Origin of the sequence: Providencia sp. PROV174, from assembly GCF_028480685.1 — a bacterium.
Taxonomy (GTDB): Bacteria; Pseudomonadota; Gammaproteobacteria; order Enterobacterales; family Enterobacteriaceae; genus Providencia; species Providencia rettgeri.
In genome coordinates this window covers 1-20,830 of sequence record NZ_JAMPOT010000023.1, presented here as the reverse complement: position 1 = coordinate 20,830, position 20,830 = coordinate 1, and the positions used below count along the sequence as shown (strand labels likewise).

At 40.2% G+C, this 20,830-nt stretch carries 17 protein-coding genes; 8 read left to right on the top strand and 9 right to left on the bottom strand.

The genetic code is table 11. The annotated features are described in order from the left end of the window. Positions 1–72 precede the first annotated feature (72 nt). The 4 genes from PSE60_RS17920 (at position 73) to PSE60_RS17905 (ending at position 4,235) form a co-directional block, all read left to right on the top strand. Positions 73–714 (top strand): lysophospholipid acyltransferase family protein, encoded by a 642-nt coding sequence (locus tag PSE60_RS17920; RefSeq protein WP_210839592.1) that lies wholly within the window; start codon positions 73–75, stop codon positions 712–714. After that, positions 711–1,655, top strand: a complete 945-nt coding sequence (locus tag PSE60_RS17915) for a phosphatidate cytidylyltransferase (protein WP_210839594.1) — start codon at positions 711–713, stop codon at positions 1,653–1,655. The genes PSE60_RS17920 and PSE60_RS17915 overlap by 4 nt, the downstream gene beginning before the upstream one ends. A 405-nt stretch (positions 1,656–2,060) precedes the next feature. Continuing rightward, entirely contained in the window at positions 2,061–3,038 is a 978-nt protein-coding gene (gene pfkA / locus PSE60_RS17910) for a 6-phosphofructokinase (RefSeq protein WP_004265237.1), read from the top strand. Between the two features lie 183 nt (positions 3,039–3,221). Beyond that, complete coding sequence (locus tag PSE60_RS17905; RefSeq protein WP_102140624.1) at positions 3,222–4,235, top strand: sulfate ABC transporter substrate-binding protein; 1,014 nt, start codon at positions 3,222–3,224, stop codon at positions 4,233–4,235. 319 nt (positions 4,236–4,554) lie between these two features. Here PSE60_RS17905 and PSE60_RS17900 read toward each other — a convergent pair whose 3' ends face one another. The 5 genes from PSE60_RS17900 to PSE60_RS17880 all read right to left on the bottom strand — a co-directional run bounded on the left by PSE60_RS17900 (position 4,555) and on the right by PSE60_RS17880 (position 10,881). Then, complete coding sequence (locus PSE60_RS17900) at positions 4,555–5,511, bottom strand: OmpG family monomeric porin (protein ID WP_004907017.1); 957 nt, start codon at positions 5,509–5,511, stop codon at positions 4,555–4,557. A 126-nt stretch (positions 5,512–5,637) separates the two neighbouring features. Further along, a complete protein-coding gene (locus PSE60_RS17895) occupies positions 5,638–7,518 on the bottom strand; it encodes a glycoside hydrolase family 3 protein (protein WP_272666326.1) in 1,881 nt (626 codons plus the stop codon). Between the two features lie 424 nt (positions 7,519–7,942). Further along, entirely contained in the window at positions 7,943–8,887 is a 945-nt protein-coding gene (locus tag PSE60_RS17890) for an OmpG family monomeric porin (protein ID WP_272666325.1), read from the bottom strand. Between the two features lie 415 nt (positions 8,888–9,302). After that, entirely contained in the window at positions 9,303–10,073 is a 771-nt protein-coding gene (gene tpiA, locus PSE60_RS17885) for a triose-phosphate isomerase (RefSeq protein ID WP_004907024.1), read from the bottom strand. Positions 10,074–10,251: 178 nt separating this feature from the next. Then, entirely contained in the window at positions 10,252–10,881 is a 630-nt protein-coding gene (locus PSE60_RS17880) for a DUF1454 family protein (protein ID WP_202981446.1), read from the bottom strand. 35 nt (positions 10,882–10,916) lie between these two features. Between PSE60_RS17880 and PSE60_RS17875 the strand changes: the two genes are divergently transcribed. Then, positions 10,917–11,336: a DUF805 domain-containing protein gene (locus tag PSE60_RS17875; RefSeq protein WP_272666324.1), complete on the top strand. Its 420-nt coding sequence runs from the start codon at positions 10,917–10,919 to the stop codon at positions 11,334–11,336. Between the two features lie 57 nt (positions 11,337–11,393). Here PSE60_RS17875 and fpr read toward each other — a convergent pair whose 3' ends face one another. Beyond that, entirely contained in the window at positions 11,394–12,140 is a 747-nt protein-coding gene (gene fpr, locus PSE60_RS17870; RefSeq protein ID WP_102140627.1) for a ferredoxin--NADP(+) reductase, read from the bottom strand. 183 nt (positions 12,141–12,323) lie between these two features. Between fpr and PSE60_RS17865 the strand changes: the two genes are divergently transcribed. After that, positions 12,324–12,458, top strand: a complete 135-nt coding sequence (locus PSE60_RS17865; protein ID WP_272666323.1) for a hypothetical protein — start codon at positions 12,324–12,326, stop codon at positions 12,456–12,458. 159 nt (positions 12,459–12,617) lie between these two features. Continuing rightward, entirely contained in the window at positions 12,618–13,802 is a 1,185-nt protein-coding gene (gene emrD / locus PSE60_RS17860; RefSeq protein WP_102140628.1) for a multidrug efflux MFS transporter EmrD, read from the top strand. 42 nt (positions 13,803–13,844) lie between these two features. Here emrD and PSE60_RS17855 read toward each other — a convergent pair whose 3' ends face one another. The 3 genes from PSE60_RS17855 to PSE60_RS17845 form a co-directional block, all read right to left on the bottom strand. Continuing rightward, entirely contained in the window at positions 13,845–17,654 is a 3,810-nt protein-coding gene (locus tag PSE60_RS17855; RefSeq protein ID WP_272666322.1) for a hypothetical protein, read from the bottom strand. Positions 17,655–17,852: 198 nt separating this feature from the next. Continuing rightward, complete coding sequence (glpK, locus tag PSE60_RS17850) at positions 17,853–19,379, bottom strand: glycerol kinase GlpK (protein WP_102140630.1); 1,527 nt, start codon at positions 19,377–19,379, stop codon at positions 17,853–17,855. Positions 19,380–19,382: 3 nt separating this feature from the next. Beyond that, a complete protein-coding gene (locus PSE60_RS17845) occupies positions 19,383–20,243 on the bottom strand; it encodes an MIP/aquaporin family protein (protein WP_210838062.1) in 861 nt (286 codons plus the stop codon). 305 nt (positions 20,244–20,548) lie between these two features. Here PSE60_RS17845 and zapB point away from each other — a divergent pair, with 305 nt between their 5' ends. Further along, complete coding sequence (gene zapB / locus PSE60_RS17840; protein WP_272666321.1) at positions 20,549–20,788, top strand: cell division protein ZapB; 240 nt, start codon at positions 20,549–20,551, stop codon at positions 20,786–20,788. Positions 20,789–20,830: the final 42 nt, after the last annotated feature.

Genomic DNA, 20,830 nt, shown 5'->3' with positions numbered 1-20,830 from the left:
AATTAAACGATATTCAGGTCTTTTCGTAATTTTGCAAATTTTCGTTTGATAAAACGTTAGCAAGGAAAAAAGATGGAAAAAGTGCAGAGAATTTCTCTTTTAGCTAAGGGAATGGGCATGCTGTTATCGGGAACCTGCCGTTTATTAACGGGTGTTCGCACTCGTTGGGTAGGGTGCCAACCTTCAATGGCTTCACGTATTTATTATGCCAATCATTCAAGCCATCTTGATGGTTTGGTTATTTGGTCTGGGTTACCGCCGTTAATGCGTCATTTTGTTCACCCGGTTGCTGCTAAAGATTATTGGGTCAAAACACCCTTTCGACGTTATTTAGTTAATAAGGTTTTTCGGGCGGTATTGGTCGATAGAAAAGGTGATAAGCCAGCTCAAAACAATACATTAGCTCCTTTAGAGTCAGTATTAGAGGCAAAGCATTCATTAATATTTTTTCCTGAAGGCACGCGTGGTGATGGGGAAACTTTAAGCCAATTTAAAAGTGGGCTTTACCATCTCGCGAAAAAATACCCTGATGTTGAAGTGGTTCCCGTTTATTTGGAAAATTTAAATCGTGTGTTACCGAAGGGGTCAAAGCTTGTTGTGCCGGTGATTTGTTCAGCTATCGTTGGTAAGCCTCTGGAGCCTCTTATGGAAAATGAAAATAAAATCGCTTTTTTGCAGCGAGCAAAAGTAGCGCTTGAGGAGCTAATGCCATGAATATTGGGGACAGGGAATTAGTATTATTGTTGTCAGGTGTCTTTGGGATACTGGTATTTTCCAGTGTTGTTGGTGGTATTCTTGCATACCGTTATTCAGGTGAAAAAAGCAATCCAACAATTGATAATTTGAATGCACGTATTCGCGCATGGTGGGTCATGTGCATTATTTGTGTACTGGCTGTTGTGCTTGGCAATATAGGTGTGGTGATCTTATTTGCGCTGATATCGTTTTTTGCACTCAGAGAGTTTATTACCTTAACGCCAACACGGCGCAGTGACCATGAAGCATTATTTTGGTGCTTTTTTGTTTTTATTCCATTGCAATATGTCTTAGTTGGTATTGAATGGTATGGGTTATTTTCAATTTTTGTGCCTGTTTTTGTCTTCCTTTTCTTGCCAACTCGCATTGCTTTAGCGGGAGATACCTTTCATTTTCTTGAGCGAACAGCAAAAATTCAGTGGGGAATGTTGGTGGCTGTTTTCTGTTTGAGTCATGTACCCGCGTTGTTGATGCTGAATATTCAAGGTTATGAAGGCGAAAACGTAAAATTATTACTTTTCTTGATTATTGTGACGCAAATTTCAGACGTTTTGCAGTATGTTTTTGGTAAGTTAATGGGTAAACGGCCTATTGTGCCTAAGCTGAGCCCAAACAAGACCATTGAAGGCTTTATTGGCGGCGTATTATCTTCAGTACTTATTGGTGTTTGCCTTTACTGGGTAACTCCATTTAGCTGGTGGGTTGCGGGGCTGATGTCATTAGCGATTACTATTATGGGGTTTGTGGGAGGGTTATGTATGTCAGCCATTAAGCGTGATAGTGGCATTAAAGATTTTGGGGCGATTATTGAAGGACATGGGGGCATGCTGGATCGCATTGACTCATTGTGTTTTGCTGCGCCTATTTTTTTCCATTTAACGCGTTATTACTATACATAGGCCAATTTTATTTTCGTTTTTGTTCGTTAATTAAAAGAGCACCAAATGGTGCTTTTCTTTTGTTTTATAGGTACAGCATCGAAGGAATTTAAGTGTTATCATCAATACTTAATTTTTATTTCAAACTAAGATTCAACTAGGGTAATTCGCTTTAGTTGGTACTCTAGGGCTTTTTTTGCATTGAAAGATTTACCTATTGGGGTGTTCGGCTAGAATTATGTAAACTGGATCACAATAAAACATAAAAGCTTGATGGAAAGCAGATGCATAATTCACTCTTTGCCGTATTATGCTGCTAGGTGAATCAATTCAGCACTGGTAAGCCAGCGTAATTAGCGTTAAAAAGATTAGCAGCGTAACGGTTTTATCGATTTGCAATTTTATGTTCATTAATCAGAGGTCATCATGGTCAAGCAGATTAAAAGAATTGGGGTTTTAACGAGTGGTGGTGACGCGCCAGGCATGAATGCAGCGATCCGCGGTGTGGTTCGCGCGGCATTGGGTGAAGGTTTAGAAGTCATGGGTATTTTTGACGGGTACCTTGGCCTATATGAAAACCGCATGAAGCAATTAGACCGGTATAGCGTGTCAGATATGATTAACCGTGGTGGTACCTTCTTAGGCTCAGCTCGTTTTCCACAATTCCGTGATGAAAAAGTGCGTGCAGTCGCATTCGATAATCTGAAGAAAAATCATATTGACGCATTAGTTGTTATTGGTGGTGATGGTTCTTATTTGGGGGCTAAAGCACTGACGGAAGCTGGGTTCCCATGTATTGGATTACCGGGAACGATTGATAATGACGTTGCTGGCACAGACTATACCATCGGTTATTTCACTGCACTTGAAACGGTTGTTGAGGCTATTGACCGCCTTCGCGATACCTCGACGTCCCATAAACGTATTTCTATTGTTGAAGTAATGGGTCGCTACTGTGGCGATTTAACGCTATCTGCTGCGATTGCTGGGGGCTGTGAGTTCTTAGTGTTACCTGAGCAGGAAATGGCTTTTGACCGCGAAGAACTATTATCAGAAATCAAACGTGGTATTGAAAAAGGCAAACGTCATGCGATTGTCGCTATTACCGAACACGTTTGTGATGTGGGTGAATTAGCGAAATATATTGAGCAGGAAACACACCACGAAACCCGTGCAACGGTTCTAGGTCATATCCAACGCGGTGGTTCTCCGGTTGCTTATGACCGCATTTTAGCATCACGCATGGGGGCTTATTCCATTCAACTTCTGTTGGAAGGCTACGGCGGGCGCTGTGTGGGTATTCAAAATGAAAAATTAGTCCATCATGATATTATTGATGCGGTTATGAATATGAAGCGCGTCTTTAAGAAGGATTGGTTTGATACAGCGAAGAAGCTGTACTAATCCCTCTATAATTGCAAATCTTTCCTGCATAGTGATTTCCCACTATGCAGGTTTGATCCTGTATTCCAGATAATACTCTGTTCATATATTCCTCATTCTTATAAGTTTTTCTTTTTAATTATTTCCCGTAATTGATGCTATCTGTCAGCCTCTCCTTATCGCAAATTTAATGAGGGAAGGCAAATGACACGTTCATGGCAGGTAAAAAAATCACAATTCACGACAGCATTGCTATTGCTGTTAGCGACAGGGACATGGGCGAAAAACATTCAATTGTTGAATGTGTCTTATGATCCAACTCGTGAGTTTTATCAGCAATATAATCAGGAATTTAGTGATTATTGGCAAAAGAAAACGGGGGATACCGTCACTGTTCGCCAATCTCATGGTGGCTCAGGTAAGCAAGCCATATCAGTGGTGAATGGGTTAGAAGCCGATGTTGTGACGTTAGCTTTAGCCTACGATGTTGATGCTATTGCACAAAGTGGCCGTATAGATAAAAACTGGATAGAAAAACTTCCCGATAACTCAGCTCCTTATACATCGACTATCGTCTTTCTAGTTCGTAAAGATAACCCGAAAAACATCAACGATTGGGACGATTTAGTCCGTAAAGATGTCTCTGTGGTGACACCCAACCCGAAAACTTCTGGTGGAGCTCGTTGGAATTACCTCGCAGCGTGGGGGTATGCATTAGATAAAAACCAGCAAGACTCTGAAAAAGCGAAGCAGTTTGTTAAACAGCTGTATCAAAATGTGGAAGTCCTCGATTCAGGGGCTCGTGGCGCAACCAATAGTTTTGTTGAACGTGGTATCGGCGATGTATTAATTGCTTGGGAAAATGAAGCGTTATTAGCCATCAATGAGTTAGGGGAAAGCGGGCAGTTTGAAATTGTGACGCCAAGTATTTCGATTCTCGCTGAGCCAACCGTCGCTGTTGTCGATAAAACCGTCGATAAACGTGACCGCAGGGCGGTTGCAGAAGCTTACCTAGAGCATCTCTATTCTGCGCAAGGGCAGGAAATTGCAGCTAAAAACTATTATCGACCACGAAATAGTGAAGTGGCCAAAAAATATCAACAACAGTTTCCTGAACTAAAACTGCTGACGGTTGATGGCAGCTTTGGGGGCTGGCAAGCCGCGCAAGCAACCCATTTTGCGAATGGAGGGGTGTTCGACGAAATCATTCAACGCTAATACTCGTCATATTTCAATTTGTAGGGGTGTTGGCTGCATGCTCTCACCCTAGTCATATACTGGTGTATGCTCCTAAATACTCGTCATATTTCAATTTGTAGGGGTGTTGGCTGCACGCACTCGCCCTAGTCACATACTGGTGTATGCTCCTAGGGCCTCGTTTGTTTGCCGCCTACCTACAATTTGAACTATTTAGAGTATTATCTTAGGTGTAATAAATATTTTGAGTAATGATAGTTAAGGGCGGGGATAATAAAAACAGGATTAAAATGGGGTATTATTCCTAGCCTGTGAGGGGCAGACTAGGAATGAGGTTAATTTATTGCCACTGGTATTTGACACCTAACTGGCCAAGATAAAATGTTTGACGGTTATTGCCACCAGAGGTGATACCTGCATTTTTGGGATTTTCCCAAGTACTAGGTTCAACCGCGAAGCCGCCCCATAGCGTTAGTTTTGGTGTTAAGTTATAAAAAACCTGTGTCCCGACACGGTAGCCGTCTTTAACCTTCTGAGTTGTACGTTTGTTGCTATCGTAGTTATGTTCATTTAAATAATAGCGAAAATAAGGCATTACGCTCCAATCCTGGTTTAACGTGATAGGAAAATAACCGCGAATTTGGTTTTGTTCCCATGTCTTATTAAAGTCTTTATCCCATGTCCAATCGGTGTATAGATAGACTTTGGCGGTTGCGGAATCATTGACCTTGTAAACAAGCCCGTGCTCGGATTCCCACTCATAACTGTTGGGGGCGTGGAAATTGTCGTAGTGATAAACCGCATCCCAAAAGTTAAACGCCCACTTATCATTGAAATTGTATGTCCCGCTAGGCATTAACCAAAACATCGTATTCGATGGGCGCGCTTGTGTACCTGGTGCGGAGTCATTGGATTCTTTGCGATAGGTGACATTTAAATTGAACTGGCCAATCTCGCTGGCATACATTTTCCGAGTAGCGCCAATTTGTGTACGATTACGAATAAAAGAGTCTTTGGATGTTGAAAAATTATGGTTGTAGCTTCTTAATGATTCCTTATGTTCCAGAAAAAAGCTCCATTTTGATTCAGGATTCACTAAAAATAGCTGCCCAACCATCGTGGTTTTGTCGTAGACCTTACGACCGCTGGTATTATGATGCCCTTCAAATTTTTCGAGTTCCATATAGACGTTGGAAGAAACGCGCCAGTAATCATTGTTGACCTGATCGGCTGCGAAAACGGATGTTGCCAATCCTGTGAGCGTAACAAAAAGTAAACCATTCAGTGAAGTTTTCATTTTAACCCTTTAATTTTTATGTGTATTTTATTTTTTTATGCCTTTATTCAAGGCGTTAGTATCTGGCCTTTATACCGTGGAGGTATAAAGGCGGAATCATTGCTAAATAATTAATAGGCTGTGTAATTAATTGACTGTGGAGTAAGTTTCGCCATGACCATAAGGGAACAGGACTTTGTTACCTTGTGGGGTTTTGATATTAACGGGTAGCACCCCTTGAGGTGGGTTTAACGGCTGGCCATGAGTATTAGCAAATAATGTCCGTAACCCGCTACGAATATTGGTTTCTAATGAATTGCGGTTATTATTGGTGATATCAAATCCAGTGATACCATAGATGGCAATATTTGCGCTTACATTGTTTAGGTATGCAATGTCATAGGGATTACGTGAAGAGATAACAACAATCGGGGTTTTAAGTTGGTTTGCAGCATCAATGATAAGCTGAGCATTCGTTGGCGTATCCTTTAAATTATAGGTCGTCAGTAATACCAAATCTTGGTTTTGCACCAGTTTTTTTGCTTCATCTTGAGTTAGTGTGTTTTCATTTAATTTAACAACACTTTCGCCTGTAATAATCGCAACTCCCGTTTCTTGTGCGATATCATTTAACTGTTTTTGAATTAAGGAATTACGTGGCTTTTCATCAGAAATAGTGAAAATTCGATTGAGTGGTTTTAATTGATAAGGCAGTACATTCTCATTCTTAATTAATGTGATAGCCTGCTCAGAAACCATATTTTCAATATCTTTATGACCTTTTGATGCGACGACTTGTTCCGCTTTCACTAAGTCTACAGGTTGTGCCGTAATTTCTTGCTGAAGCTTTTTCAGCACCACACGTTTTGCGGATTCATCAATACGTTTCTTCAGTTCTGGATTTTTTTCTGCTTGTGTTTCTAAATAGCGGTACATGTTATCTAAACGAGAAACCGCTTGGGAGTCCCACATTTTGATTGGCATAAGAATAATATCTGAGCCAGCAAGTAGCGAGGTTTCTACCGCCCAATTAATATCGAAATTGTCTGCAATAGCCCCCATATCCATGGCATCTGTCACTATCAAGCCGTCATAGTTGAGCTCATCACGTAAAATATCATGCAAAATAGGTTTGGAAAGCGTCGCTGGGGTGCCAACTTGTTTACCGGCAAGTGTGGTGATCTTATGGTCATCCAGTGCTGGTACAATAATATGTGCGGTCATGACGGCATCAGCACCATGAGATAACGCGTATTTGAATGGGACGAGTTCAGTATCTCGCCATGTTTTTGCGTCAGAATTAACAACGGGTAAATCAACATGAGAGTCAGCAGAAACATTTCCGTGACCAGGGAAATGTTTAAGTGACGTCAATAAATTATATTTATGAATACCTTGAATATAGCTGGTGGCCAGAGTTCCAACTAAATTTTTATCATCTGAGTATGAACGTACCCCAATCACTGGGTTATTTTGATTGTTATTAACATCAACAACTGGACCAAAATTGATATTAAAACCAAGACTGGATAGCTCATATCCGTGGATCATCCCTGTTAGCTCTGCAAGGGCTGGGTTACGTGTTGCGCCTAGAGCCATATTACCAGGCATTTCGGTGCCTACGCGTAAGCGGGTGACATAGCCGCCTTCTTGGTCGGTGCCAATAAATAATGGAAGGTTACTGCGGGAAGATTGAAGTTTATTAATTAACTCCACAGTTTGTGGTGTATCAATCAGATTTTCTCTAAATAGGATCACTGATCCGAGATGGTATTGATTGATAACCTTAGAAACCTCATCATTCATAGCCAAAAATGGTGCGGGTTCCCCATTACTGTCTTTATTCCAATATCTAAAATCCAGCATGAATAGCTGACCAATTTTCTCAGCCTCGGACATATTATCCACTATTTCTTGAGCAGACTTTTGTTTGTCTTGCCATAATTCATTCAATTGGGCTTGTGTTATTGGGTTAGCCATTGAAAACGCACTGAAAATACAAGCACTAAGTAAAGTGAATTTATTCATTTTCATTTTCTCTAGGTTATTTTTCGAAAAATAATAAGTGGCTGGATATATTTATGATGTGAGAGTGCTCACAGTTGATAGTATTCTCTCTTTTAGAGTAAGAGGAATAGAGCACAAATAAATGTTGAGATGGTTTTTATTTATCTAATTGATATTAAATAGTAAATTTTCGAGAATAATTGATTTTAACCTAGAATAATTTCAGTTTGATATTATTTTGTTATGTGACGTAAGTATAAATTATAATTAAATGGTATTTAAATCGAAAATTTAACGTTAAAAGTGAATATTTCAACTGATTATTTGCTTTTCGAAATGTTTTATTCTTATATTTAAATGGTTTTGTGATTTAAAATATATAAGCCACATGATATTCCATATGGCTTGTTTTTTTATGAAAAATAAGTTGATGGCAAATTAAAGGTTACCATTGGTATTTTACGCCAATTTTACCGAGGTATAGCGTTTGTTTATTATCATACCCTGACGTGATTTCATTCTTTTTAGGTGATTTCCATGTTGAAGGTTCATAGGCAAGTTCACTCCATAAAGTCAGGGATGGTGTAGCTTTATATTCCAAGCGGGAGCCAATACGGAAGCCATTTTTAATTTCCTGTGTTAAATAATTATTTTTGTCATAGGTGTTTTCTTGTAAGAAATAACGCACATATGGTGTAATTTTCCAGTTAGGCTTAATGGTAATGGGTAAGTAAGCACGAACTTGCGATTGTAAAAAGCGGGTACTGAAATTTTTATCCCATTGGTTGTCAATATAAACAGTGAGTTTTGCTTTTAATGCATTTGAATATTTGTAAGTCACACCATATTCAGTTTCTGCTTCATGGCTACTGTCATTGAAATAATTACTGTAATAAAAATAAGAAAGCCAAAAATTAAAAGACCAATCATCGTTGAAGCGGTACTCACCGGCTGGGGTTAAGCCATATAAACGATTCGAAGAGCGTGCTTTGGTGTTGGGCTCGACATCGTTTGACTCTTTTCTGTAACGAAAACCAAGTTCTAAGTCTGATTTTGAGGTGTTGAGAATTTTTTTGATAGCATCAATTTGTGTGCGGTTTCGAATATAAGAGTCCCGTGAAGTCGTGAAATTGCGACCATGATTCCTTAAGGATTCACGATGATCTAGGGTGAAGCGCCAGTCAGATTTAGGGTTGTATAGCTTTAATTGCCCAACTGTGCTGATTTTATCGTAGACTTTATTTTTAAATGAATCACGTTGACCTTGGTATTCTTCTATTTCCAAATAAATATTAGTATTAACTCGCCAAGAGTCATTGTTTAATTCAGAGAAACAAATTGCAGGGAATATAATTATGATACTATAGATTAAACCAACTATATATTTCATATTTATCCTTCAGAGTAAAAGTTATTAATGTTAATTATCTAGTTGAGCGATTAGCGAGATAAATGTGTATTAACTTTTATGGGTTGTCTACCGTTATTATTTAATGGGTGATAGATGGTATATATAAGGCAAAGTGTTAGTGACTCATATCTCACTGTTATTATGGTTATTTTTATTTCCTTGAAAATAAATTTATATTTTTATTAATAATGTTTTTTTGGATTTTTAATCATTTGTTTGTTAATTAATTTTAAATCTAATTATTTTTTATTAAAAATTAAATTATAATTATTTATATGATTTTGGATCATAGGAATGAAATTGCAGATATAGATTTCATTATGAATTAGATACATTAATTAATACAAAAAAACCGCCAATATTTGGCGGTTAATCTCAAGGTATTATAATAACCTTATTTGTTTTTTTTCGCTTCAGCGGCTGCTTTAACAATAACAGCAAAAGCGTCAGCTTTCAGAGAAGCCCCACCCACTAAGGCACCATCGATATCTGGTTGGGTGAATAGCTCAGCCGCGTTGCTCGCATTAACAGAACCGCCGTACTGGATGATAACTTGCTCGGCAATAGCAGCGTCTTTCTTCGCAATATGAGTACGAATAAATTTATGGATTGCTTGTGCTTGAGCTGGTGTTGCAGACTTACCTGTACCGATTGCCCAGATTGGCTCATAGGCGATAACGGCACCTTGGAAAGCTTCTGCACCTAAAGAGTTCAATACGGCATCAATTTGACGAGCGCATACTTCTTCGGTTTTGCCTGCTTCATTTTCAGCTTCAGTTTCACCAATACACAGTACTGGGATCAGACCTTGTTCTTTTAATACAGCAAATTTCTTAGCGACAAATTCATCACTTTCGTTGTGATAAGTACGACGCTCTGAATGGCCGATAATGATGTATTTGGCGCCAACATCTTTTAACATTTCAGCAGAGGTTTCACCTGTAAATGCACCTGATAAGTTAACGTCAACGTTTTGTGCACCTAACGCAATACGGCTACCTGCTAACGCGTGTTTAGCTTGGGTTAAGTAAATTGCAGGTGGTGCAATAGCTACATCACAGCCATCAACGCTGCTTAGTTCATTACGCAAGCCAGCGACGAGGTCATTGACCATCTGTGTGCTGCCGTTCAGTTTCCAGTTACCCATTACCAATGGATGTCGCATGTTATTTCCTCCAACCAGAGAGTTTTAATGATTAATCAATAAGTTATTCATCACACGCTTATGTTACACGCGCAACGTGACAATGTTGTCGCCATTCACCTTCCGCATTATAAGAACAATAGATAATAATAGCTTTGCTTTTCATCATGCTTGTTCTTAGAGCGTGATCACAGTCAGTTTAGGGTGTTTGTTGTTCTAGCTTAATCGGTTCAACAGCAAAAGTAAGCACATTATTGTCACTTTTTACTAAAATATATCTTAAAGCGCCTAATCGCGCTTCTTCAGCATGAGTCGCATTATTATTGGCAATAAATTTATTTAAGGCTTCTGTAAGTGCAGGGGCGTTGTCCAGTGAAACTTCTGGGGCAAATATATGGATCATTGCAATAGTATAGTTTTCCATTAACTGCCGATTCTTTTGGGTTTCTTGTGGGTCATCTGATGGCAGTAATGTAATTTGTAAACTTTTAATTTTTTCACTACCACGCTCTAACACTGCCGAGGAGTATATCTGTTGGTTAATACGAGACGCTGCGCGAATATAGGGAGCGGAGATATCTTGGCTAGCAATAACTTTATATTCATGGAGATATAAGTCTTTATTAGCCTGATTGAATTGATTGCGTAATTTTGGAATGGTGAGTTCAAAAGAAGGGGCATCTGGAGCTAAATAGGCGACTTTGAAATCGGTATCAGGCAAAGTGGGTACTTTTTGAGCGAAAGCCAGTTGTGGCGCACTAAGTACAAAAATGGTTATGATGGCGTATACAGAACGAAATAAAATTTGGGTCATTTTTGAACCACTCATTTTTAGTTTTCCACATTGTATCAGGATAATAGGTAATGACATTACAACAATGGGCTTTTTCCTTCAAAGGCCGTATCGGTCGCCGGCCATTTTGGGTAGGTATTGCGGTCATTTTTATTTTAATGACAGCAGTTGCCCTGTTACAAAATGTACTGCTATTCTCTGAAACGCTTGCTATATCGTTATTTATTTTACTACTTTACCCTTTGGCCGCTATCTTTGTGAAGCGTTTACATGATCGAGGGAAATCGGGGGGATGGTTTGCGTTAATTTTGCTGGCATTTGCTCTCTTTTCAATCGATGTCAGTCAATTTGAATCTGTGTGGCAATGGGGAATAGGGCGTTTCTTACCCTTATTTATTACGATGATTATGGTGATAGATTGCGGTGCTTTTCTGGGAATGGAGGGGGTTAACCGCTATGGTGAAGAAACAGAAACGGTAGATTATCTATAATGCCAATACCACATAGCATGAATGCTACCCTGAAATATTTCAGGGTAGTGTTTTGCATTACCAATATTGCTCACTAGAGATATGGCCGGGTTTGCGGCGCAAGTGTTTAACCATTTGATGACTATTTTTTAATGTATCACGAGTGTCCCTCACCATTTCGGGGTTTCCGCATAACATGACATGGCAGGTCTCGGGTGAAAGTGTCAGGCCAACCGCATCTTCGAGAGCGTGGCTTTCAATTAACGCAGGAACACGGCCATGCAATGAGGTTGTGCAGTGCTCACGGCTGACAACGGTAACTATTTTTAACTTCCCTTGATATTGTTGTTCCAACTTTTTCATTAAGGGTAAATAACTTAAATCTTTCTCATAACGGACGGCGTGGAGTAAAACAATTTTTTCGAAACGATCCAAGTCTTTGCCTTCTTGTAGGATAGACAAAAAAGGCCCAATAGCAGTTCCTGTTGAAAGCATCCACAGGTTTTTACATGGTGGGATTTCATTTAAAACAAAGAACCCCGTCGCTTCATCCGTAATTTGTAACGTATCATTAGGTTTTAGTTTAGCGAGTTTTGGGCTAAGTTTGCCCCCTGGTACAATGACAAAATAGAATTCGAGTCGGTCATCGCTTGGCGCATTGACATAAGAGTAAGCTCGTTGGACACGTTCTCCCTCGATTTCTAGTCCAAGTTTTGCGTATTGCCCTGCTGTAAAGGGTTTAATCGGGGCCTTGATAACAAGGCTGAATAATGAGTCGGTCCAAAATTTGGCTTCAGTCACTGTTCCTGTTACCCAATTAGCCATACATTCCACCTCTTTATATTTCAAATATCTACCGGCTAAAAATGACAAATATATAATTCGAATAACTCAAAGCACGGCTCACTAGGATTTAATACTAAAACAGTTCACTATTTATGCTTATCGATAACGTGTTCCAGTGGTTTGTTCTTTAAATGAATATTTTTTGAATCTTAATGTACAGTTATGTTGACAATGCTGGCGAATATTACTGCCATTAGTGAAAAACATAAAATGTCGCACTACTACGAAAAGGTGGCGGCTTTTGTTATCTTAGTCACACTCAAGCAAAACGCATTATTTGCCATTTATTTTAAATGACACAAAAGCTTATTTAAAATGATATCAAAGCGTGGAGCGGTATTTTATATTGATAATTAAGCACCTAAATAATTTTGCGTTATTACATTGAGATAATGCAGCGTTGTTTTGTGTCTGAAATAGGGTGTATTTGAATTATTGGATGTATCTGAGAGAAAAATGAGAAAGCTGGAACACTTTAATTTGCTATTAATGCTAATTGCATTGGCAGCGGTCGGCCAAATGACACAAACTATTTATGTTCCTGTCATTGCTGAAATTGCCACTTATTTTAATGAGCCTTCTGGTGCTGTTCAACAAGTGATGGCGGCTTATTTATTTTCTTATGGTTTTTCACAGTTAGTTTATGGGCCGTTATCTGACCGAATTGGTCGCCGACCTGTTATTTTAACGGGTTTAACGATTTTCTTATTTTCAACGATTGTGGCGATTTTTGCGCCAACATTAAATATACTCACTATAGCGAGTGGGTTGCAGGGCCTCGGAACGGGTGTTGCAGGTGTGATGGCAAGAACTATGCCTCGTGATCTGTATAAAGGCACCGCGTTACGTTATGCAAATAGCTTATTAAATATGGGTATATTAGTGAGTCCATTATTAGCCCCAATGTTCGGTGGAATATTGGCGCATTTCTGGGGGTGGCATGCTTGTTATATTTTCCTGTTTATCTTAGGTGCTTCTGTATTATTAAGCATGTATCGTTGGTTACCCGAAACGCGTCCTGTTTCACCTGAAAAACATAAAATGATTGCGTCATATCGGGAATTATTATCAAGCGGTTCATTTCTATCTTATTTATCCATGTTAGTGGGCGCGTTAGCTGGAATAGCCGTATTTGAAGCTAGTAGTGGTGTATTAATGGGCGGTGTTTTAGGGCTCAATAGCATTACTGTGAGTATTTTATTTATATTGCCTATTCCTGCTGCTTTCTTTGGTGCTTGGTATGCGGGGCGAGAAGGAAAAACGTTTTATAATTTGATGTGGCACTCCGTTCTTATTTGTCTATTGGCAGGCTTTATGATGTGGATTCCAGGTTGGTTTGGGATTATGAATACTTGGACACTGTTAGTACCTGCAGCGGTATTTTTCTTTGGTGCGGGGATGTTATTTCCCTTAGCAACGACAGGTGCGATGGAGCCCTTCCCTTATTTAGCAGGGGCAGCGGGGGCACTCGTGGGTGGCTTGCAAAATATAGGTTCAGGTGTTGCTACCTGGGTTTCTGCATTATTACCGCAAAACGGGCAGTTTAGTCTTGGGCTACTGATGTTTTTAATGTCGACACTCATATTATTGTGTTGGTTGCCTTTAGCAAAACGCATGAGTCATTCAGAGCGTATGGTTTAATCGTGAGAAGGTCAGGCTGCATAACACAGCCTGATTTTCGGATTACGCACTTAGCAGTATATCAGCTTGCTTGTGTTGCGGAATTGATAGCGTTGATGAATAAAAGGAGCTAGGTTCCTTTTCTGGTATTGATGATATTAGCTCCGGCAAAATGACTCCTGAATTAAATACCACCGGTTGGTTGTCATCTAGAAGTTCCGTATTTTCTGCTAATTGTCCCACTAGATTTTGATGGTTTTGTTGAAGCCAAATCAACTTCGGTGCAACATGGTCTTGCAAGTGCTGGTCAATATGAATGAGTATTCCATCTAGTTTTAATCCTGGGGTGCTGTCTATCGTGCCTTTTAGGGTTAATTGATTTTGCTGTATTGCAAAAAACCACTCCTCTACAGGCACTCTTTCTTGAACCCGTCTTTGCTCATCACTGCTTATGAGTGTTACCCAATAGGTATAATGTCCATTAGATAAGTTTAAATCACTAATATCAATCTGCTGCTCAATATTCATATCTGCGATTAGTGGTGTTTCTATTATTTGATGGTGGCTCATGTTTGCCGATAAATAGCCAGTTTTGTAGGTATCAAGATGATTAAGAGCAATAAAGTTCATTGACGTATCAACTTGCCCATCTTGCCCAAAGGGATCCGATAATGAAAAATATTGTTGGTGCAGACGCCCATTTTCAACCCATTTAGCCGAGAGTGCACTTTTTGAGGTGATTTTGTTGGCATCAACTTTACCCGTCGAAAAATCAATTAAGCCTTCTTCTGTTGCTGCCCAAAAAACAGGTGCGCCTTGCCAATAATTATCAAGGAGCAAGTGGTCAGGTAATGTTTGGCCATCATATTTTGCAAATATGCGATTCGCTAGTGAGGTCGGGTTTTTATAGTGGTAAATAAGTTGCCCGAGCTCTTTTTTGTAGTTCAATTTATGTATGGTGAATTGAACTAATTCGCCTTTATCTGCAATATTGAAGCTCGTTGCGTGTGGAATTTGTAATACTTCGGTCAATAACCCATTCGGCGTGGCATAAGTCACCGTTAAAGCATTATTATGGTAAATATAAAACGGACGACCTACGCCTGTTTTTAGGTTGTGATAATCAGCGGGTAAATTACCCACGGTACGGTCAACGGTAATCGTACTATAAGGGTGAAGTGTATTGTCCGCCATGTTGGCTGAGTGAATGTGTATCCAATAGATAGGGACATCACGTTGATGAGGAAATTGTTCAATTTGAGTACGGTGATAATATTTTGAATAATTCTCTTTTTTTAGCGTAACCCACTGTTTAGAATCTTTATTCCATCGTTGATAAAACCCTTCCCCCGCAAATCCATCATCCTCACTATCGACACCTTTTATTTTATTCGGCTGCCAACGTACTCTTTTACTTAAAAATTGGTGGATTTTTTGGTTGTAGGTATCTGCGTGCGGTAAAAATGCATCGTAGGCATCGCTCCTAAAAGGAGCATAGCTCGAAAACATAGTCGGAATAGCCTGTTGTAGCGGGTCGTGGGGATCGTGATAAGTGACATAATATTGTCTAGATTGGTTATAAGCTGGATTTTTACCGTGGTCATAGGGGCGGTAAGGGTATGTTGGCTGATTATTATGAGCTTGCGAGTCCGTATGTGGCAACCCAAGGCCATGACCAAAAATTTCGTGAAACATCACGTTAGGTTCGTGAGCTCCCCCTCCGTGATTGGGTGATGCAAGTCCTAATAGCGAATTGAACACACTCGAAGGCAGGGTTTCAATGGCAGTATATTGGTAATCAGAATCAGCATTGTTAGCGGTTTGGTATTGTTGGCTATTATTATAAGCCCAATAGATTTGGGCTCCTGGGTGATAGCTGATTTTTTCAGGGTTATCATAATAGGGGTGAATAAACGGCATAGGATTTTTATTTACCTCACCGTATGGCGTTAAGCTTGGGTGACTGACTGTGGCGGGAGAGCTATACAATGTGAGCTGCCGAATAGGCAAGACTGACACAGCTTCTCTTCCCCAGCCTAATGGGGAGTCTGAATAAACGCCATGCCCTTGTTGGTATAAGCTGTGGCTATCTACACGAACAATTAAGTGGCTATCAAGCGTGATGTTTGGGGAGAACGCCCCATATTGGTTGGTTTCTTCGGTGATAATGGGTTTGCCATTAACAGTGATAATGATGTTGATATCCGGTTGTATCCATTCACCTTTTAGCGGGGCAGTAAAGCGTTGTTGATGCCAGTTTTGTGCGGAGACATTGGGCCGGCGGGGAAGTGCTGTCAATGTTTTGGGTAAATGGTCTGGTCCTGTAAGTTTTATTCGACCTAATATTTTTCTTTCTTTACTACTGATAATCGCCTCAATATCGGGGGATTTTTCCGCGGTTTCACTGGTTATCTCCATATTCAATAATGCCCAGCGATTAGCCGTTAAGCTTATATGCTTATCTGTCATATTCTGCAGATGAGTTTGTGCAAGTTGAATATTATGGATTTGCATATCGCTTGGTGTTGGGTGATAACGCAGTTGAGGTTCATGATAAATCGGGTCTGGAACGGAAAATGTCCGTTTGCCAGGAATACGGAGTTGTGGTGTATTTTCGGTTTGTAACTGAATGGAAATAGGCTGGGATTTTTGCCCATTAGACAGCATGGCGATAAAGTCAAACTGGTCTGAGCGGGTTTTAAATTTTGTGTTATTGGCAATATATTGCCATTCATTGGTGGTGCTGTTTAGTGTTAGTTGCCCAAATTGGGGCTGTTCAAGGATTTTGTAACCCTTAATATGAGGGATATTGGGTAGTTTTCCTGTTATGGCCCCTACAGTTAATTGATTGGGTATTTCATCTGGGTTTTCTGCCACAAAAATAGGGAGAGTTTGAGCGATGGTTTTTTGCTTACGATATCGAGAGATGACTTGTTTTACTTGTTTCAATTGAAACTGGCGAAAAATGATATTTTCCCCAACAAGTTTTAATGTATTCTTTTCATAGCTGATTTTAACCGCAGGCAGTCGGTGCTCTGCCATCATTCTATTGACATCGGTTTCGATTGAATGGGCAATCTTTTGCCAAGATGATGTTTCTGCAATTGGGATATCATGTAAATTTAATATTTTGTTATTATTGGTATCTCTTATGGTTACTGAGAAATATTGACTATTTTTTCGTAATTCATCAGTTAGCTTCAATGAGCTTATTGTATGGGGTGGTAAGATAATAACTTGTTGGAAGTTGTGATTTTCTAAGGTATTGCTGGCTAGCTCAATGTGCTCTACTGGACGAAGTTCATTGATTAACTGTTGAGTAGAAGCTGATGTTTTTTTTTGTTTGTCTTTTACTATCAATAAACTACCACCTGTGAGCTCCAACCAATGGCGAATGAGCTCAACTTGTTTGTCATTAGCACTTTCGGGCAAGGCTACGATGCTGTAATGGCGGTGCCATTCCCCACTTGGCAGCAATAAATCGGCGAGTTGGGCCTGTGCCCTGACTTCTCCGTCGATCCATTCATGTGGTGAATTAAAGCTTTCTACAAATATGCCTTGCTTGGGATGGAACGTGAAACCAGAAAATTGAGACTCTGGTAACGTGCTAACAATGTAGTTTTTTTGAGTTTCTCCTATAATTCGCGGCTTATTTATAAGCCAGCTAAATAGCTCATGAGCGGCTTTGCCTTCTTTTGAAGATGTAGGGTTAAGGCTTAAGTTTTTTAATAATGGTGAGTTATTATCAATAACTACGACCCTACCTTTATTTGCGTATAAGCCAATTTTTAATGGTTGTTGTTTAATATTGCTATCATATTGGTTTTTAATGAATGAAATAGGTCTGCTTTGTTCTTCGTGTCGGTTTTCCATAACCGTGTCCTTTCTTTATTTCTTAAACTATCAATAGTTAATTTTCCTCTTGCTAGATAACTTTAAATAAATACTTATTGTTCTTCTAATTTATTATTAATCTGATTATTGATTTTATATTTATTAGCTAATTAGTTTTATGAAAAAGAAAGGCAGCACTGAAGTGCTGCCTTTGAACGATTTGTTTTTAATGAAAAACTAACCGCGATCTTCCCATTCTTGAGCACGTGCTACGGCTTTTTTCCACCCTTCGTATTTGAAATTACGTTCTGTAGTCTCAATACCCGGTTTGAATACGCGCTCAATCGTCGCTTTACTTTGTAACTCATCAAGGTTACTCCAAAAACCAACGGCTAAACCAGCAAGGTAGGCTGCACCCAATGCGGTACTTTCTCGTACTTCAGGGCGCTCAACAGGGGTGCCTAAAATATCTGACTGGAATTGCATTAAGAAATTATTAGCGACAGCGCCCCCATCAACGCGCAGTGCTTTTAAGCGTTCGCCTGAGTCTGCTTGCATGGCATCAAGCACATCACGGGTTTGATAAGCGATAGATTCTAATGTTGCGCGGATAATATGGTTGCGGTTTGCGCCACGGGTTAAGCCAAAGATTGCTCCGCGCGCATACGGGTCCCAATAAGGAGCACCTAAACCTGTAAAGGCAGGAACAACATACACGCCGTTACTGTCTTTCACTTTAGTAGCAAAATACTCAGAGTCAGTTGATTCATCAATCAATTTCAATTCATCACGCAACCATTGAATTGAGGCTCCTCCAACAAATACGGCACCTTCAAGGGCATAATTGACTTCGCCTTTTGGGCCGCATGCGATAGTTGTCAGTAGGCCGTGATTTGAGCGTACAGCAGTTTCGCCGGTGTTCAGAAGTAGGAAACAACCAGTGCCATAGGTATTTTTTGCCATTCCTGGTTTGACACACAGCTGACCATAAAGTGCGGCTTGTTGGTCACCTGCCATCCCGGAGATTGGAATACGTGTTCCGCCTTTTCCCCCAATATTGGTTTGCCCGTAGACTTCGGAAGAAGGGCGCACCTCTGGGAGCATCGCACGTGGAATATTCAGTGCTTTGAGGATTTTATCATCCCATTCAAGGTTACGGATATTGAACAACATGGTTCGAGAAGCATTGGTGTAGTCGGTGACATGAACACGCCCTTGCGTCATTTTCCAAACGAGCCAAGTATCGACAGTCCCAAATAGTAATTCACCTTTCTCGGCACGTTCACGAGCGCCTTCAACATGGTCTAAAATCCATTTTACTTTGGTACCGGAGAAATAGGGGTCGACAACTAGACCGGTATTTTGGCGAATATACTCTTCTAAATCACGGTCATTTTGTTTTAAATGCGTACAAAAATCAGCGGTGCGGCGACATTGCCATACAATCGCATTATAAACGGGTTTCCCGGTGGCTTTTTCCCATACAATGGTCGTTTCTCGTTGGTTCGTGATCCCAATCCCAGCGACCTCATCCGTACGAATATCCGCTTTAGCGAGTACTTCCACAAGAGTTGAGCTTTGTGATGCCCATATTTCCATTGGGTCGTGTTCTACCCAGCCTGGTTTAGGGTAAATTTGGGTGAATTCACGTTGTGAAATACTGACAATATTTGCATCATGGTCGAGCACAACAGCGCGTGAGCTGGTTGTGCCTTGGTCGAGTGCAACAATATATTTTTTCGCAATAGTGGTTTCAGTTGTCATAATTTAAGCCTGTTCCGAGGATTTGGTGTTTTTAACGGATAATTTTTCTGTTTTGGTCTCTTCTTCACATACCATGCAAGGCAAGTGGCGACCAATCAGTTTGCGATAGGCGAATGCGCCTAGCAGACCACCAACAATAGGTGCTGTCAATGGGACAAGAAAATACGGAATATCGCGACCACCGGTGAGAGCAATATCACCCCAACCTGCGAGATAAGCGACAACCTTTGGTCCGAAGTCACGAGCTGGGTTGAGCGCAAATCCGGTGAGTGCGCCAAATGACCCGCCGATGACGGCAATCAAAATACCAATTAATAATGGAGCGAGTGGGCCGCGAGGAACACCGTTGCCATCATCGGTTAGCGCGAGGATTAAGCAAACTAGAATGGCTGCAATAATGACCTCAATAAAGAATGCATGAGGAACACTAATTTGTGGCGCAGGGTAGGTTGAGAAAACGCCCGCAGTAAATAAGCTTTCTTGTGAGCCTCTAATGATATGGTGAACTTGCTCGTAATCGAAAAATACAGGGGAATACATTGAGTAAACTAATGCGGCGGCAAAGAAACCACCTAACATCTGTGCGATGATATAAGGGACAACTTTGCGTTTATCAAAACACGCAAATAGCCATAGTGCGAGAGTAACCGCTGGGTTTAAGTGGGCACCTGAGGTGCCTGCTGTTAGGTAAACGGCTAAAGCAACGCCGAAGCCCCAGATAATACTAATTTCCCATAAGCCTAGCTGTGCACCCGCTATTCTAACGGCAGCAACGCAGCCTAGACCAAAAAATACCAGTAGCGCAGTCCCTAAAAACTCTGAGATGCACTGACCTGTGAGTGATGTAGTCGTCATTTGGCTCATATGTTTCTATCCTACGAAAATGAAAAATATTGTAATGTTTTTTTAAGTTAAGATTTTCTAATCGAAAACCATTAACTGTGAATTTATCGTTAAAGAACATAAACGAGAAATATCGAAATTGAAAAATGTGTGTTACATCACTAAAGCGAAACAAAACAATCAAAAATAGTGATGAATTCGACCTTTGTGATGTGATCTGACCAGTATTTTTTTATGAAGGTAACTACGATTCAGATGGAAGGAACTGGACACAGAGGATCATGCTACTTACAATCGTGTAAAAGCTGATAAGGGAGACCAGAATTATGTCATTTGAAGTATTTGAGAAACTCGAATCCAAAGTCCAACAAGCGATTGATACAATCGCACTGTTACAAATGGAAATCGACGAATTAAAAGATAAAAATGGTGCGCTAAGCCAAGAGCTAGAAATAGCAAAATCAGGTACGGATTCACTGGTGCGTGAAAATGAACAATTAAAACAAGAGCAGCAAGCTTGGCAAGAGCGTTTACGGACTCTGCTAGGTAAGATGGAAGAGGTGTAATTTCTCGTCATACTTCGCGTTGTAGGGGTGTTGGCTTCGTCT

Excerpts from the sequence above, each read along its gene's own strand:
- PSE60_RS17890 (WP_272666325.1), bottom strand. The coding sequence starts at position 8,887 with ATGAAATATATAGTTGGTTTAATCTATAGTATCATAATTATATTCCCT.
- PSE60_RS17900 (WP_004907017.1), bottom strand. The coding sequence starts at position 5,511 with ATGAAAACTTCACTGAATGGTTTACTTTTTGTTACGCTCACAGGATTG.
- PSE60_RS17845 (WP_210838062.1), bottom strand. The coding sequence starts at position 20,243 with ATGAGCCAAATGACGACTACATCACTCACAGGTCAGTGCATCTCAGAG.
- tpiA (WP_004907024.1), bottom strand. The coding sequence starts at position 10,073 with ATGCGACATCCATTGGTAATGGGTAACTGGAAACTGAACGGCAGCACA.
- PSE60_RS17895 (WP_272666326.1), bottom strand. The coding sequence starts at position 7,518 with ATGAATAAATTCACTTTACTTAGTGCTTGTATTTTCAGTGCGTTTTCA.
- PSE60_RS17920 (WP_210839592.1), top strand. The coding sequence starts at position 73 with ATGGAAAAAGTGCAGAGAATTTCTCTTTTAGCTAAGGGAATGGGCATG.
- zapB (WP_272666321.1), top strand. The coding sequence starts at position 20,549 with ATGTCATTTGAAGTATTTGAGAAACTCGAATCCAAAGTCCAACAAGCG.
- PSE60_RS17905 (WP_102140624.1), top strand. The coding sequence starts at position 3,222 with ATGACACGTTCATGGCAGGTAAAAAAATCACAATTCACGACAGCATTG.
- glpK (WP_102140630.1), bottom strand. The coding sequence starts at position 19,379 with ATGACAACTGAAACCACTATTGCGAAAAAATATATTGTTGCACTCGAC.
- PSE60_RS17915 (WP_210839594.1), top strand. The coding sequence starts at position 711 with ATGAATATTGGGGACAGGGAATTAGTATTATTGTTGTCAGGTGTCTTT.
- emrD (WP_102140628.1), top strand. The coding sequence starts at position 12,618 with ATGAGAAAGCTGGAACACTTTAATTTGCTATTAATGCTAATTGCATTG.
- fpr (WP_102140627.1), bottom strand. The coding sequence starts at position 12,140 with ATGGCTAATTGGGTAACAGGAACAGTGACTGAAGCCAAATTTTGGACC.
- PSE60_RS17875 (WP_272666324.1), top strand. The coding sequence starts at position 10,917 with ATGACATTACAACAATGGGCTTTTTCCTTCAAAGGCCGTATCGGTCGC.
- PSE60_RS17855 (WP_272666322.1), bottom strand. The coding sequence starts at position 17,654 with ATGGAAAACCGACACGAAGAACAAAGCAGACCTATTTCATTCATTAAA.
- pfkA (WP_004265237.1), top strand. The coding sequence starts at position 2,061 with ATGGTCAAGCAGATTAAAAGAATTGGGGTTTTAACGAGTGGTGGTGAC.
- PSE60_RS17865 (WP_272666323.1), top strand. The coding sequence starts at position 12,324 with ATGTTGACAATGCTGGCGAATATTACTGCCATTAGTGAAAAACATAAA.
- PSE60_RS17880 (WP_202981446.1), bottom strand. The coding sequence starts at position 10,881 with ATGAGTGGTTCAAAAATGACCCAAATTTTATTTCGTTCTGTATACGCC.